The organism is Gordonia sp. ABKF26, from assembly GCF_041103195.1.
GTDB lineage: Bacteria > Actinomycetota > Actinomycetes > Mycobacteriales > Mycobacteriaceae > Gordonia > Gordonia terrae.
In genome coordinates, this window is sequence record NZ_JBGCVZ010000003.1 from 2,427,143 (window position 1) to 2,441,527 (window position 14,385).

The 14,385-nt window shown below is 68.2% G+C and carries 13 protein-coding genes; 10 read left to right on the forward strand and 3 right to left on the reverse strand.

The features are described 5' to 3' along the window. Nucleotides 1-228 precede the first annotated feature (228 nt). The 3 genes from AB4Z55_RS11345 (at nucleotide 229) to AB4Z55_RS11355 (ending at nucleotide 4,985) form a co-directional block, all read left to right on the forward strand. A complete protein-coding gene (locus AB4Z55_RS11345) occupies nucleotides 229-1,878 on the forward strand; it encodes a DAK2 domain-containing protein (RefSeq protein WP_248643043.1) in 1,650 nt (549 codons plus the stop codon). Continuing rightward, nucleotides 1,875-4,121 carry an ATP-dependent DNA helicase RecG gene (gene recG / locus AB4Z55_RS11350; protein WP_369519733.1) on the forward strand — a complete coding sequence of 749 codons (2,247 nt, stop codon included), beginning with the start codon at nucleotides 1,875-1,877 and terminating at the stop codon, nucleotides 4,119-4,121. Before AB4Z55_RS11345 ends, recG begins: the two co-directional genes overlap by 4 nt. 75 nt (nucleotides 4,122-4,196) lie before the next feature. Then, on the forward strand, nucleotides 4,197-4,985 hold the full coding sequence (locus AB4Z55_RS11355; protein WP_369519734.1) for an HNH endonuclease family protein: 789 nt from the start codon (nucleotides 4,197-4,199) through the stop codon (nucleotides 4,983-4,985). A 35-nt stretch (nucleotides 4,986-5,020) separates the two neighbouring features. Here AB4Z55_RS11355 and AB4Z55_RS11360 read toward each other — a convergent pair whose 3' ends face one another. The 3 genes from AB4Z55_RS11360 to AB4Z55_RS11370 are packed head-to-tail and all read right to left on the reverse strand — an operon-like array spanning nucleotide 5,021 to nucleotide 8,282. Further along, entirely contained in the window at nucleotides 5,021-5,626 is a 606-nt protein-coding gene (locus tag AB4Z55_RS11360; protein WP_239402510.1) for a DsbA family protein, read from the reverse strand. A 34-nt stretch (nucleotides 5,627-5,660) separates the two neighbouring features. After that, a complete protein-coding gene (locus AB4Z55_RS11365) occupies nucleotides 5,661-6,065 on the reverse strand; it encodes a DUF302 domain-containing protein (protein WP_004023087.1) in 405 nt (134 codons plus the stop codon). Between the two features lie 57 nt (nucleotides 6,066-6,122). Further along, complete coding sequence (locus AB4Z55_RS11370; RefSeq protein ID WP_369519735.1) at nucleotides 6,123-8,282, reverse strand: MMPL family transporter; 2,160 nt, start codon at nucleotides 8,280-8,282, stop codon at nucleotides 6,123-6,125. Nucleotides 8,283-8,408: 126 nt separating this feature from the next. Here AB4Z55_RS11370 and AB4Z55_RS11375 point away from each other — a divergent pair, with 126 nt between their 5' ends. From AB4Z55_RS11375 to AB4Z55_RS11405, 7 genes are all read left to right on the forward strand, one after another. Then, nucleotides 8,409-8,699 carry a metal-sensitive transcriptional regulator gene (locus tag AB4Z55_RS11375; protein WP_239402508.1) on the forward strand — a complete coding sequence of 97 codons (291 nt, stop codon included), beginning with the start codon at nucleotides 8,409-8,411 and terminating at the stop codon, nucleotides 8,697-8,699. 111 nt (nucleotides 8,700-8,810) lie between these two features. Beyond that, nucleotides 8,811-10,124 (forward strand): glutamate-5-semialdehyde dehydrogenase, encoded by a 1,314-nt coding sequence (locus tag AB4Z55_RS11380; RefSeq protein ID WP_369519736.1) that lies wholly within the window; start codon nucleotides 8,811-8,813, stop codon nucleotides 10,122-10,124. Beyond that, nucleotides 10,124-11,068 carry a MoxR family ATPase gene (locus AB4Z55_RS11385; protein ID WP_051987154.1) on the forward strand — a complete coding sequence of 315 codons (945 nt, stop codon included), beginning with the start codon at nucleotides 10,124-10,126 and terminating at the stop codon, nucleotides 11,066-11,068. The genes AB4Z55_RS11380 and AB4Z55_RS11385 overlap by 1 nt, the downstream gene beginning before the upstream one ends. After that, nucleotides 11,068-12,465, forward strand: a complete 1,398-nt coding sequence (locus tag AB4Z55_RS11390; RefSeq protein WP_354562125.1) for a VWA domain-containing protein — start codon at nucleotides 11,068-11,070, stop codon at nucleotides 12,463-12,465. Before AB4Z55_RS11385 ends, AB4Z55_RS11390 begins: the two co-directional genes overlap by 1 nt. Nucleotides 12,466-12,513: 48 nt before the next feature. After that, nucleotides 12,514-13,293 carry a nicotinate-nucleotide adenylyltransferase gene (nadD, locus tag AB4Z55_RS11395; RefSeq protein ID WP_239402506.1) on the forward strand — a complete coding sequence of 260 codons (780 nt, stop codon included), beginning with the start codon at nucleotides 12,514-12,516 and terminating at the stop codon, nucleotides 13,291-13,293. 10 nt (nucleotides 13,294-13,303) lie between these two features. Further along, a complete protein-coding gene (gene rsfS, locus AB4Z55_RS11400) occupies nucleotides 13,304-13,666 on the forward strand; it encodes a ribosome silencing factor (protein ID WP_004023080.1) in 363 nt (120 codons plus the stop codon). After that, nucleotides 13,663-14,376: a histidine phosphatase family protein gene (locus tag AB4Z55_RS11405; RefSeq protein WP_064570625.1), complete on the forward strand. Its 714-nt coding sequence runs from the start codon at nucleotides 13,663-13,665 to the stop codon at nucleotides 14,374-14,376. The genes rsfS and AB4Z55_RS11405 overlap by 4 nt, the downstream gene beginning before the upstream one ends. Nucleotides 14,377-14,385 lie beyond the last annotated feature (9 nt).

Consider the following 14,385-nt stretch of genomic DNA (forward strand, 5'->3'; position numbering starts at 1 on the left):
CGGCACCACCGGAAGGTGTGCGCGGCCGAGGCGAAAGGCAACCCTGCAAGGATAACCAGGTCGTGGGTACGTGACCAAATCCGGGCCGACTCGCCGTACGCGGACCCGATCGGTCGCGCCGCACGGTCGGACACCCCGAGTAGCCTTGCACACAACCTCACCAGCCGGTCACGTCGCCCGCGAGAGCACTGCCCGTCGCGCGCCGCGTCTGCGAGAAAGAGTTCCCGTGTGATCGCCCGCACCGTCAACCCGCAGTTGCTGCGCGACTGGGCCCGTACCTCGGTCGAGCAGCTCGAGTCGCTGCGCGGCGAGATCAACGACCTCAACGTCTTCCCGATCCCGGATTCGGACACCGGCAGCAACATGCTCTTCACGATGCGTGCGGCGGCCGAGGCGGTCGAGAGGACCCCGCCCGACGCATCCCTGCCCGAGGTGGCGCGCGCGATGGCCGACGGTGCGGTCGCGCAGGCGCGCGGCAACTCGGGGATCATCCTCTCCCAGGTCCTCGTCGGGCTCGCAGACGGTGCCGAGATCCTCGGCGACACGGATGCGCTGACCTTCGCCGAACTGTCGACGCTGGGACTCCGCCTCGGTTCGCTCGCGGCGACCCGCGCGGTGAGCGAACCGCGCGAGGGCACGGTCCTCACCCTGGTACGGGTGGCAGCCGAGGCGGCCGCGGCACACGAGAACGAGTCGCCTGCCGACCAGGTGCGCGCGGTCGCCGACGACTGCGCCGAGGCACTCGAACGCACTCCGGAACAGCTGTCGGTGCTCGCGAACGCCGGCGTGGTGGACGCGGGCGGACGCGGATTCCTCGCGATCGTCGACGCCATGGTCAAGGTGATCACCGGCGTCTCTCACCGTCGGCGCCGTTACCGGGGCATCCTCACCGACAGCACCACCCTCGGACACGGGCCGGACGACACCTGCGTCGACGGCAGCGACCAGGACTTCGAGGTCATGTACCTCCTCGACGGGGCGGCCGGTGAGCAGATCGCCGAACTCCGCGCACGACTCGACGACCTCGGCGACGCGGTGGTGATCGTCGGTGACAGTTCCAGCGGTGAGGGCGAACGGTTCTCGGTGCACGTGCACACCTGCGAGCCGGGTGCGGCGGTGGAGGCCGGCGCGGGCATCGGGCAGCTCTCGGACATCCGGATCAGCTGCTTCGCCCTCGATGCCATTCGAGCGCAGGCGGATTCGGCGGAACCGCCGCCCCGGCACAAGCGTGCTGTCGTGGTCGTCGTGTCCGGTGACGGCGCGGCCGAACTGTTCGGCGAGGCCGGTGCTGTCGTGCTGCGCGCCGACGACGGTCTCTCCGCGCACGAATTGGGGCAGGCGATCCGCGACACCGACAGTGGGCATGTCGTCGTGATGGCCAACGGAGCGCTGACCTCGCAGGACCTCGTCACGGTGGCCACCGAGGTGCGGTCCAACCAGCGTTCGGTGCTCATGCTGCCGACCTCGTCGATGACCCAGTGTCTGGCGGCCCTCGCCGTGCACGATCCGAGTGAGGTGCCCGACGTCGACGCCTACGCGATGGCCGAGGCGGCTGCCGGTGCGCGCTGGGGATCGCTGCAGTCGGCGACGACGAGGATGATGACGCTGGCCGGGATGAGCGATGTCGGCGACGTGCTGGGACTGATCGGCGACGACGTTCTCGTGGTCGCGCCGGATCAGACGTCGGCGTGCACCGCCCTCGTCGACCTCATGCTCTCCACCGGAGGTGAACTCGTGACAGTGCTCGCCGGTGTCGACGTCGACGAGGCCGCTCTCGAGGCCGTGGGCGAGCAGATGCGGCGCAGTTACCCGGGTATCGAACTGGCGGTGTATCGCACCGGGCAGCGCGCCGATCTCATCCAGGTGGGTGTGGAGTGACCGAGCTGGTGCTGTCGGATTCGCTGGCCGACGTCCTGGGGGTCAAGCCCGCCGAACAGCTGGCCACCGTGGGCGTGCACACGGTCGGCGAACTGTTGCGGTACACGCCGCGTCGGTACATCCGACGCGGCCACGTGGCCGACCAGGAACGACCCGAGCCCGGTGAGTGGCTGACGATCGTCGGGCGGATCACCAAGTCCGATCTCATCAAGATGAGAAGCCGCAAAGGGTCTTTCCTCAAGGTGAAGGTGACCGACGACAACGACGTCTACGAGGCCAGCTTCTTCAACGCGTACCGGATCAAGGGATTGTTGCGGCCCGGCGCGCGGGTGATGATGGCCGGCGCGGTCAAGTACTTCCGCGACCAGATCCAGTTGTCCCATCCCGAATGGATGATCCTGCCCGACGGCGACCCGGAGATCGAGGACGTCGTCGGCTCCAAGATGCTGACCGAGATGTACTCGATCGAGGAGCAGGTCACGGGCGAGCGGGGCGAGCACCCGCTGGTCACGATGTTCGACCGGGACATCCTGCCGATGTACCCGGCCAACAAGAACATCCAGACCTGGGACATCCTCGGCGCCCTCCGTCGGGTGTTGAGCGAGAGCGCACCGATCCCTGATGCCCTGACCGAGGCGCAACGGCGGGCGCGGGGACTCGTGAGCACCGACGAGGCAATTCGCAAGATCCACCTGCCCGATTCCGAGGACGACGTGAAGGTCGCGTCCCATCGGCTGAAGTTCGACGAGGCGCTGGCCATCCAGACCGTGCTGGCGCAGCGTCGACTGGCGGGCCGAAGTGATTCGGCGCCACCGTGCCCGCGGGTGCCCGGCGGTCTCGAGGACAAGTTGCGTGACCGGCTCCCGTTCACGCTGACCGACGGTCAGGTCGAGGTGGGCGAGGAGCTCGCCGAGGATCTGGCCCGCGCGCAGCCGATGTCGCGGCTGCTGCAGGGTGAGGTCGGGTCCGGGAAGACTCTCGTGTCGTTGCTGGCGATGCTCCGGGTCGTCGACAACGGGTTCCAGTGCGCGATCCTGGCACCGACGGAAGTTCTTGCCGCGCAGCACTATCGGACCATGAGGACGATGCTGGGCGACCTCGCCGAGGCGGGCGAGCTGACCGCGGCCGAAGGTGCGACGCGGATCGCGCTGCTGACAGGGTCGATGAAGACGAAGGGTCGGCGCGAGACGCTGCTCGACGTGGTCACCGGACAGGCGGGCATCGTGATCGGGACGCACGCGCTCCTCGAGGACAAGGTCGAGTTCTTCGACCTCGGACTCGTCGTGATCGACGAGCAGCACCGATTCGGTGTGGAGCAGCGAGACGTGTTGCGCGGCAAGGGACGCAACGGACGCATCCCGCACTTCCTCGTGATGACCGCGACGCCGATCCCGCGAACCGTCGCCATGACCGCGTTCGGCGATCTGGAGACGTCGGTGCTCCGCGAGCTGCCGCGCGGCCGGCAGCCGATCACCACCTCCGTGGTGCCCACGAGCCGGGCCTCGTGGGTCGACCGCGTCTGGTCGCGGGCCAATGAGGAGATCGAGGCGGGTCGCCAGGTCTACGTCGTGTGTTCGCGGATCGGCGACGGTCCCGAGCCCGAACCCGACGGGGACGACGAGAAGGGCCCGAAGACGACGTCGGTGCTCGAGCAGTACGAGGCCCTGGTCTCCGGTCCGTTCGCGCATCGCCGAGTCGAGCTGTTGCACGGCCGGTTACCCGCAGACGAGAAGAACGCCGTCATGGACGCTTTCGGCCGGGGCGAGGTCGACGTCCTGGTGTCGACCACCGTCATCGAGGTGGGTGTGGACGTGCCGAACGCGACCACGATGGTCATCGTCGACGCCGATCGCTTCGGCGTGAGCCAGCTGCATCAGTTGCGTGGTCGCGTGGGCCGCGGTCGGCACGCCGGACTGTGCCTGCTCATGACGAACGCCCGTGACACGTCCCCGTCGATGGATCGCCTCCGCGCCGTCGCGGGCTCCAACGACGGATTCGAGCTCGCGCGAGTAGATCTCGAACAGCGACGGGAAGGCGATCTGCTCGGGTCTCTCCAGTCCGGCGTGAACACCTCGTTGCGGTTCCTCTCCCTGCTCGAGGACGTCGAGGTCATCGAGGATGCTCGCGAACTCGCGGAAGACGTCGTGGGCGAGGACATCACCCTGCTCGAACACCGGCCGCTCGCCGACCTCGTCGACGGCATCCTCGTCCCGCACAAGATCGCGTATCTCGACAAGTCCTGACCGACGTTCTGCGGCATTCGCGCGGTACCGGGTTCGTCGCGGAACCGGATGGTCGCCGTATGCGTCTGAGAATGCATGGTGGTGCGCGATGCTCGGCGGCGTTCGCCGACTCTCCGGCGTATGTGCATGCGGTTGCGATGGATGCTCTGGACCCCGCGGGACACACCGTCCTGGCCGGCGCGCCGGTGGGCGATGCTCATCGCTGCCGTCGTCACGGCAGTGGCGGTCGCGGTCGGCGTCGACGGACACCGGGCCGGCCCCGCCATCGGCCCGGGGATACGGACGATGGCCGGCGAGGCGGCGGTATCGCTGGCGGCGATACCGGTCTCGGCCGGACGCACCGATCGCGAGGACTACGACCGGTCGGCGTTCGGCAGTGCCTGGTCCGACGCCGCGTCCGTACCTGGGAGCGGCAACGGATGCGATACGCGCAACGACGTCCTCGCGCGCGATCTGCGCGATGTCAGCGCTGGTCCGGTGTCGAGTTGCCCGCGTGCGGTTCTCGCCGGCGAACTGCGGAGTCCGTACACCGGTGACTTCGTCGTCTTCCGACGGGACCGGAGCGCGTCCGCGGTGCAGATCGACCACATCGTCCCGCTGTCCTATGCATGGGACATGGGCGCATGGTCGTGGACAGCCGCCAGGAGGCTGGACTTCGCCAATGATCCGGCCAATCTCGTTGCGGTCGACGGGCACTCGAATCAGGACAAGAGCGACTCCGAACCGGCCCGCTGGATGCCGCCCGCGACCGGATTCTGGTGTCAGTACGCGATCCAGTTCGTGATGATCACAGCAGCCTACGGATTGGCCATCGACGAACCGTCGCGGCGCGTCCTCTCGGAGGCTTTGCGGTGCGGGGGATAGTGGGTGACCGCTCTCCCGCCCGCGGCCACCGAGCCTCACGACGAGAAGGTCGGCGGCCCCCCGGTCGGACGCTTGAACTGCGCGAAGGTCGATGCACCGCCGAGTGTGACGAGTGCGGTGAAGAGCGCCTCGGCCTCGTCGCCGGCCGGGACGGCAGAGAGTACGGGACCGAAGAAGTGGCGCCCGTCGATGCCGGTGATGGGGCTGCCGCCGGCCTCGCCCAACGCATCCTGGCCGCGCTGATGCGATGCGCGCAGCGCCTCGTCGAACGATGCGTCATCCATGGCCTCGGCCGGCCCCGGACCAAGCCCCACCTCGGACAGGGTCTCGGCGACGACCGCGGGGGTCATCTGGTCGCCGCGGTGGTGGAGTCGTCGGCCGATCGCCGAGTACAGGGGCTCGAGCACCTCGGCACCGGACTCCTCGGCGGCGGCGGTCAGCACACGTCCGAGTCGCCGTGAGGTGTCGAGTTGCCGGCGCTGCTCGGCGGAGTCCGGCTCCTGATCCTCGTTCAGGATTGCCAGGCTCATCACGTGCCAGGTGATGGAGGCATGGTGCGCGTCGGCCCGGTCGATGAGCCACCTGGAGGCCGCCCAGGCGAAGGGGCACACGGGGTCGAAGTGAAAGTCGAAGTGGGTCATGAGGACTCCAGGATCTCGAAGTCGGACGGTGTGCTCACCGCTGCGATGACAGGGCATCGATCGCGGCGCCCAACTTCTCCGCGGCGTCGCGCGCGACCGGCTCGAGGTCCGGTTCGTCCGAGACCTGCACCATGAGGTCGGGGTTCATCGCCTCGACGAGGGTCTGGTTCGGATCGTCGGGATCGGACCGGACGACGACGTTGCAGGGCAACAACAACCCGATCTGCCGCTGGACGCCGAGCGCGCGGTGTGCGAGCGGCGGATTGCAGGCGCCCAGGATGAGATACGGCTCCATGTCTTCGTCGAGTTTCGTCTTGAGCGTCGCCTTGACGTCGATCTCGGTGAGGACGCCGAACCCCTGGTCGGCGAGGGCGGCGCGGGTGCGCGCGACGGCCTCCTCGAACGGGAGCTGCAGCGTCGTGGCCAATGCGAGTGACATTGTGATTCCTTTCGTTGTCGACCATTTCGGGTCGATGTGTACCCGTTTCGGGCGAAGTCAATGCGAGAAGGTGATGGCGGGCAGGACTCGACGCAACCAGGACGGCGTCCACCACGCCGCCCGGCCGGTGATGCGCAACAGCGCCGGCAGGAGCGTGAGCCGGATCAGGATGGCGTCGAGCAGGACCGCCACGCCCAGGATGATCCCCATCTCCTTCGGGGGGAGCGGTTCGGCCAGGGCGAAGGTGAAGAACACCGCCACCATGACCGCGGCCGCCGCGAAGATGATGCGGCCGGAGTGGGCCATCCCGTCGATCTGGGCCTGCGCCGGGTCGTCGGAGCGCTCGTAATGCTCCTTGGCCGTGGCGAGCAGGAAGACGGTGTAGTCCATCGCGATCGCGAAGATCATGGCGAAGAAGAACACCGGGCCCCATCCGTCGAGGAAGCCCTGCGGGGTGAAACCCAGTAGGTCGGCGAGGTGGCCGTCCTGGAAGACCAGTTTCGCGACGCCGAACGCCGCAGCGGTGGACAGCAGGCTCACCACGGTGCCGATGAGTGCGATCAGCGGTGCTTGCAGTGACACCAGGAGCAGGAGGAAACCGAGGATGAGGATGACGGAGACGACGAGAGGGAGGTAGTCGTTCAGCGCCTGCTGTAGGTCGAGGTTCTCGGTGGGCGCGCCGCCGACCAGAGCGCCTCCGGGCAATGCGTCACGCAGGTCGCCGACGATCGTGGCCAACTGCTCATCGGACGGATCAACCGCCGGAAGAGCCTGCATGAGAACGTATCCCGAGCCATCCGCGGCCGGCATCGGGGGAGTGACCATCTCGATGCCCGGGGACTGTGCCGCGACCGCGGCGGTCGGCTGCGCCTCGTCGACGGGTGCGACGATCTGCAACATCCCCGGTGCGCCCTCGCCCATCTGCGACTGCACGAGTTCGTAGCCCTGGCGGACGGGGGCATCGGCCGGGACGACATTGATGGAGGGCATCGCGACCTTCAGCCCGAAGACCGGGATCGCGAGAGCGATGAGCACGCCCAGAGAGCCGGCGGCAATCGTCCACGGGTGGCGGTGCAGGAAGCCGCCCCAGCGGGCGAACAACGGAGATCGGTGCTGCTGGCGGCGCGCGTATGGCATCGAGACCGCGTTGACCCCATCGCCGAGCTTGCCCAGTGCGGCGGGCAGCAGTGTCAGGGTGGCGGCCAGGACGAACACGACGGCGAGCATGATGCCCACGGCCATCGTTCGCACCGCGGGTGCGGGAACCAGCAGCACGGCCGACAGGCTCACCAAGACGGTGATGCCGGAGAGCAACACTGCTTTTCCTGAGGTGTCCATGGTCTCGGCGACCGCGGCACGCATGTTGTCGCCGTGGCCGCGGATGGCGTCGCGGAAGCGCGACACGATGAACAGTGCGTAGTCGATGCCCAGGGCGAGGGCGAACATCATGGCGAAGTTGATCGCCCACACCGAGATCGGGGTGACCTGGTTGAGCAGGACGAGTCCGCCCGCGGACGCGACGAGCCCGGCGATGGTCAGCAGCAGGGGGAGCCCGGCCGCGACGAGCGACCCGAACGCGAGAACCATGATCGTCAACGTGACCGGCCAGGAGAACAGTTCGGCCTTGATCATCGCGTCGTGGTTGGCCTTGTTGAAGTCGCTCCACAACGCCGACGCCCCGGTCGGATAGACCTCGACGCCGTCATCGGACAGGTCGGTCAGCTCGTCCTTGTGCTCGTCGACGGCGCGCACCATCTCGTCGGTGTCGGCGGCGGCACCCAAGATGACGATTCCGGTGTGGCCGTCGGGGCTGATCGACAGTCCCGGCTGTGGCGGGAGGACCTGCGCGAAGCGGTCATCCGAGGCGGCGATCGCGCTGATCTTCGCGACCACCTCGTCAACCGCGGGACTGTCGACCGTGTCGCGCTCGGAGTGGACGACCACCTGCACCGCAGCCGAGGAGTTTCCGCCGAAGTGCTGCTGGGCCAGCTCGCGGACCCGCACGGACTCCGATCCGTTTGCCTGCCAGCCCGCCCCGGCGAGCGAGGAGAACACCGACGGTGCCGTCGCTCCGAGGATCACCAGCAGGAGGAGCCACACACCGAACACCCACCGCGCGTGCCCGGCCATCGCCGCGCCCCACCGGCCGAGCGGGCCGGGGGAAGTCGCCGGATCAGTGACAACCGCCTCGTCTGACGAGGCGCTGGTCGAAGCCATGATGTTCCCTTCTTGTATACCCCTGGGGGTATCGTCTCTGGTGGCCAACATACCCAAGGGGGTATCGTCCGTCAAGAAATCTGCACGACCGGACACCGGTCGTGCCCGAACCCGGAGGGAGCCTCCATGGCCGTTGACGAGAAGCCGCACATCGCTGTCGGCGAAGAAGCGATGAGCGCAGTGCTCAACCGGCTGCGACGAGCCCAGGGGCAGCTCGCAGGCGTGATCGCGATGATCGAGGCGGGCCGTGACTGCAAGGATGTCGTCACCCAGCTCGCCGCGGTGTCGCGGGCGCTCGACCGCGCCGGCTTCAAGATCGTGGCGTCGGGAATGCGCCAGTGCATCGAGACCGTTGACGGTGAGCAACCGCCGTTGACCGAGGCCGAACTCGAGAAGCTGTTTCTCGCCCTCGCCTGAGGACGCAGTGCGGGCCTCTCTCGTCGGGTCCCCCGACCGTCGGGGCTACTCTGAGGACGGCACTTTCCCGGGCGTCCCGGCCCGTGAACCACCGCGAAGTCGAGGATGTTGATGAGCGCACCCACCGCAGAACAGTCCGTCGCCGGACGCGGGCCCGGCACCGAGAAGGCCGCCGGCGAGAAGTCGGACATCGAGAAAGCCGTCCTCGGGCTCGCCCGGGCCGCCAAGTCGGCGTCCCGCTCGCTGGGTGGCCTGACGACCGCCGCCAAGAACGAGGTCCTCCTCGCGGCGGCCGACGCCGTCGAGGCGGCGACGGAGACCATCCTCGCCGCCAACGCCGAGGACATCGCCCGTGCCGAAGAAGCCGACATCGAGGTGAGCCTGCTCGACCGCCTGCGGCTCGACGAGTCCCGCGTGGCGGGCATCGCCGACGGACTGCGACAGGTCGCCGTGCTCCCGGACCCGATCGGCGAGGTGGTGGCGGGCAAGACCCTGCCCAACGGTCTTCAGCTCCGCCAGCTCAGGGTCCCCCTCGGCGTCGTGGGAATCGTCTACGAGGCGCGGCCCAATGTCACCGTCGACGCCTTCGGGATCTCCTTCAAATCCGGCAACGCGGTACTCCTGCGCGGCTCGTCGTCGGCGGCGTCGTCGAATGCCGAACTCGTTCGCGTGCTGCGGGAGACCCTGTCGTCCAAGGGGGTCAGCGCGGACGCGGTGTCGCTGGTGCCCAGCGAGGATCGCGCCAGTGTCACCGCGCTCATCCGGGCGCGCGGACTCGTCGACGTGGTCATTCCGCGCGGGGGCGCCGGACTCATCGACGCCGTGGTGTCCAACGCGACCGTGCCGACGATCGAGACCGGCGTCGGCAACTGCCATGTCTACGTCCATGCGCTCGCCGACCTCGACGTCGCGGCGCGGGTCATCCTCAACTCCAAGACCCGCAGGCCCAGTGTCTGCAACACCGCCGAGACCGTGCTCATCGACAAGGCTGTTGCCGCCGAGGCGCTTCCGCGCATCACCTCGGTGCTACAGACGCAGGGGGTGGTCATCCACGGCGACGAGCCGGGTATGGAGCCGGCCACCGAGGACGACTGGTCCATGGAGTACCTGTCGATGGACATCGCGATGAAGGTCGTCGACGACCTGGACGCCGCGGTCGCCCACATCGACACCTACGGGACCGGCCACACCGAGGCGATCATCACCACGGACCTGTCGGCCGCCGACGAGTTCACGCGACGCGTGGACGCCGCTGCGGTGATGGTGAACGCCTCCACGGCCTTCACCGACGGCGAGCAGTTCGGCTTCGGTGCCGAGATCGGCATCTCCACTCAGAAACTCCACGCCCGGGGCCCGATGGGTCTCCCGGAACTGACCTCGACCAAATGGGTGGTCTGGGGCAACGGCCACGTGCGGCCCGCCTGATGAGCGCCGACACCCCGGGTACGGGGACCGCTCAGTACACGGGTTCGGGACCGGCCGTCGTGCCGTCGTTCGAGGGGGTCGACGACGTCGTCGGACGTCTGCGGGCCACGGGCTATCTCGCCGACGACGCCACCGCGACGTCGACGTTCCTGGCCGATCGGCTCGGCAAGCCGCTGCTGGTCGAAGGCCCCGCGGGTGTCGGCAAGACCGAATTGGCCCGGTCCATCGCCGCGGCGACGGATGCCGAACTCATCCGGTTGCAGTGCTACGAGGGCATCGACGAGGCCCGAGCCCTGTACGAGTGGAACCACGCCAAGCAGATCCTGCACATCCAGGCGACCGGTGACCGTGCGTGGGATGAGGCCAAGGCCGACATCTTCTCCGACGAGTTCCTGCTGCCGCGGCCGCTGCTGAAGGCGATCTCGCGGGAGGGCGCAACCGTGCTCCTCATCGACGAGGTCGACAAGGCCGACGTCGACATGGAAGGCCTGTTGCTGGAAGTGCTCAGCGACTTCGCCATCACCATTCCGGAGATGGGAACCGTTGCTGCGCAACGGCGTCCGATCGTGTTGCTCACGTCCAACGCGACCCGCGAGCTGTCCGAGGCGCTCAAGCGCCGCTGCCTCTACCTCTACATCGACTTCCCGGATGCCGAGCGCGAGAAGGAGATCCTCGCCTCGCGCGTGCCGAACCTGTCGGACTCGCTCAGCGCCGAGCTGGTGCGAATCGTCGGCGTCCTGCGCACTCTGGACATCCGCAAGAAGCCGTCGGTGGCCGAGACCATCGACTGGGCCAACACGCTGCTGGCTCTGGGGGCGGGCGAGAAGGCGACGGCCAAGAGCGGCGGCGGATTCGACGACGGGCTCATCGCTCGAACACTGGGAGTGGTGCTCAAGCACCGCCCGGACCTCAAGACGGCCCTCAAAGAACTCAAGCTGGGCTGATGACGGCTCCGCTCGTCGCGCACCTCACCGATTTCGTCGATGAGCTTCGCCGACGCGGGATCGTGGTCGGGCCGTCGGCGCTGATCGACGCGGCGAGTGCGATGGAGGTCCTCGATCTCCTCGAACGCCCTCGACTGCGGGAGGGTCTGGCGACGACACTGCTCGTCGACCATGCTCATCGCGGGGTGTTCGACCGGGTCTTCGACCTGTGGTTCCCGGTCGGTGCCGGAATGCGCACCGTCACCGAGGATCTCCCGCGTACGCCCGACGGCGAACTCGACGTCGACGCGGTCCGGGACGCGCTGGCGGAGATGCTCGCCGACGACGCCTCGGCCAACGACGGCCGGCTGGACCAGGCCATCGCGATGATCGTCGACGAGCTGGGTCGGTACGGATCGACTCGGGGCGAGGCGTTCTCGGCCTATCAGGCCATCACGGCCGTCAGTCCGCAGACGCTGATCGCCAAGATCGCCGCCGCGATGGCCGGTGATTCGGGCGGCGACGACGGCGGGCGAGCCGGCACCGAGCCGCTGTACCGGCAGGCGGCCCGCCAGAAGGCCAGCGACTTGCGTGCGGCGATCGAGCGGGAGACCCAGCGGCGTATGGCCGACCGCAACGGCCGCGAGAAGGTCGGCGCCTACGCGGTGCCGCCGTTGCCGGAGAACGTGAACTTCCTCTCGGCGGGCGCCAAGGAGCAGGTCGAGATCCGCAAGACCATCGAACCGTTGGCCAGGTTGCTGGCCGCGAAGCTCGAGACCCGGCGTCGTCGGGCCCATCGGGGTGCGGTCGATGTCCGGAAGACGTTGCGCGCGTCGATGTCCACCGGCGGCGTGCCCATCGAACTCAGTCACCGCAAGCCGCGGCCCGGGCGCCCCGAGCTCATCATCATCTGCGACGTGTCGGGATCGGTCGCCGGATTCAGTCAGTTCACGCTCCGGCTCGTGTACGCACTGCGCCAACAGTTCTCGAAGGTCCGGGTGTTCGCGTTCGTCGACACCGTCGACGAGGTGACGGACTATTTCGACCACGGCGAGGAGGACTTCGGCGCGGCGATGCACCACATGATCTCCACCGCGCGGATCTCCACCCGCGACGGGCACTCCGATTACGGCAACATGCTGGCCGGATTCGTCGCCGACTACGGCGATTCGCTGACCCACCGGGGTGCGCTGCTCATCCTCGGGGACGGCCGGAACAATTATCACGACCCGCATGCCGATGCGCTGGCCGAGCTGGTCGACCGTGCCAGACACGCCTATTGGCTGAATCCGGAGGCCAAGCAGCACTGGGGCACGGGGGACTCGGCCGCGACCGACTACGCCGATGTCATCGACATGTTCGAATGCCGCAACGCCACGCAATTGGGCACGGTCATCGCCGATCTGCTGCCGATCTGACCGGCGCCGCCGTCTCCGATCAGCACCCGACGCGTAGACTGAGCGTCCATGTCACCCGACCGCCCACGTGCGCGCCGCATCGGCGTGATGGGCGGCACGTTCGACCCGATCCACAACGGGCACCTGGTCGCGGCCAGTGAGGTCGCCCACCGGTTCTCGCTGGACGAGGTCATCTTCGTCCCGACCGGCCGTCCGTGGCAGAAGATCGGCGAGCAGGAGACGGTGAGTCCCCCGGAGGACCGGTACCTCATGACGGTCATCGCCACCGCGTCGAATCCCCAGTTCAGCGTCAGTCGCGTCGACATCGATCGCGACGGGGACACCTACACCGTGGACACCCTCCGTGACCTGCGGGCGCTGCTCCCGGACGCCGAGCTGTTCTTCATCACCGGTGCCGATGCGCTCGAATCGATCCTGTCGTGGCAGGACTGGGAGGAATTGTTCGGGCTGGCCCGCTTCGTGGGAGTCAGCCGACCGGGTTACGAACTCGATGCCACCCATCTGGCGCACCATCTCGAGGCCATGCCCGCCGACACCCTCCACCTGCTCGAGATCCCGGCTCTGGCCATCTCGTCCACCGAATGTCGGACGCGCGCATCGCTGGGGCGGCCCGTCTGGTACCTGGTGCCCGACGGCGTCGTCCAGTACATCGCCAAGCGAAAGCTGTATCGTGCGCCTCGGGCGTCGTCGCCCGGCGTGTCCGCCCCGGCCCTGCCGGGGGCCAACCGCCCCGAAAAGGTCCCGGCCGGCACATCCCGGCCAGGAGAGTCGACGGACGATGCCGATGGATCCGACCGGGCCGTGGGCGAACAGGCCGTGAGCGAATGAGGAGACAAGTGTGACTGCGTCAGCTGAAGCGTTGGAGATGGCCAAGGTGGCCGCTCTGGCCGCGGCAGAGAAGCTCGCCCACGAGGTGACCGTGATCGACGTGTCGGAGCAGTTGGTGATCACCGACGCCTTCGTCATCGCGTCCGCGGACAACGAGCGCCAGGTGAATTCCATCGTCGACGAGGTCGAGGAGAAACTGCGGGAGGCCGGTCACAAGCCGCTGCGGCGTGAGGGCACGCGCGAGGGGCGCTGGGCACTTCTCGACTACGCCGACATCGTGGTGCACATCCAGCACACCGACGAGCGGCGCTTCTATGCCCTCGAGAGCCTCTGGAAGGACTGTCCGGTGGTCGAGGTGGACGGGCTGTCGTGAGTGGCGGTCCGGATTCACACGACACCGCGGTCGAACGTCTCACCCCGGTGGTCCGACGCCTGATCCTGTTGCGGCACGGGCAGACCGAATACAACGCGGCCAGTCGGATGCAGGGTCAGCTCGACACCGATCTGTCCGATCTCGGCGTGCGGCAGGCCAATTCGGCGGCGGTGGAGCTCGCCAAGCGGCAGCCCGTGGTGATCTGGTCGTCGGATCTGCGGCGGGCGCGTGACACCGCCGAGGCGCTGGCACAGCGGACCGGGTTGCCGGTGACCACCGATGTCCGGCTGCGCGAGACACATCTGGGCGAGTGGCAGGGTCTGACCCATCTGGACGTCGATGCCGTGATGCCGGGGGCCCGGGCGATCTGGCGTGACGACGCGACCTGGACACCGCCGGGCGGGGAGAGTCGCGTCGACGTCGCCCGACGATCCACCCCGCTGGTCGACGAGCTGATCGAGCAGCTGCCGGAGTGGGGTGTCGGCGACAATCCGGAAGCGCCGGTGGTGCTGGTGGCCCACGGCGGCGTCATCGCCGCGATGACGGCGGCACTCCTCGGTCTGCCGGTCGAGAACTGGCCCGCATTCGGGGGTCTCGCGAACACCAGTTGGGTGCAGCTGTCGGGTCACGGCATGCCGGGTGAACTGCCGCGGTGGCGACTGGACGTGTGGAACGCGTCCGCCGAGGACTCCGACCCGGCGGTGCAGTGAACTCCGGTC

Excerpts from the sequence above, each read along its gene's own strand:
- AB4Z55_RS11380 (WP_369519736.1), top strand. The coding sequence starts at position 8,811 with ATGAGCGCACCCACCGCAGAACAGTCCGTCGCCGGACGCGGGCCCGGC.
- AB4Z55_RS11365 (WP_004023087.1), bottom strand. The coding sequence starts at position 6,065 with ATGTCACTCGCATTGGCCACGACGCTGCAGCTCCCGTTCGAGGAGGCC.
- AB4Z55_RS11375 (WP_239402508.1), top strand. The coding sequence starts at position 8,409 with ATGGCCGTTGACGAGAAGCCGCACATCGCTGTCGGCGAAGAAGCGATG.
- AB4Z55_RS11385 (WP_051987154.1), top strand. The coding sequence starts at position 10,124 with ATGAGCGCCGACACCCCGGGTACGGGGACCGCTCAGTACACGGGTTCG.
- AB4Z55_RS11370 (WP_369519735.1), bottom strand. The coding sequence starts at position 8,282 with ATGGCTTCGACCAGCGCCTCGTCAGACGAGGCGGTTGTCACTGATCCG.
- AB4Z55_RS11360 (WP_239402510.1), bottom strand. The coding sequence starts at position 5,626 with ATGACCCACTTCGACTTTCACTTCGACCCCGTGTGCCCCTTCGCCTGG.
- AB4Z55_RS11390 (WP_354562125.1), top strand. The coding sequence starts at position 11,068 with ATGACGGCTCCGCTCGTCGCGCACCTCACCGATTTCGTCGATGAGCTT.
- AB4Z55_RS11355 (WP_369519734.1), top strand. The coding sequence starts at position 4,197 with ATGGTGGTGCGCGATGCTCGGCGGCGTTCGCCGACTCTCCGGCGTATG.
- nadD (WP_239402506.1), top strand. The coding sequence starts at position 12,514 with ATGTCACCCGACCGCCCACGTGCGCGCCGCATCGGCGTGATGGGCGGC.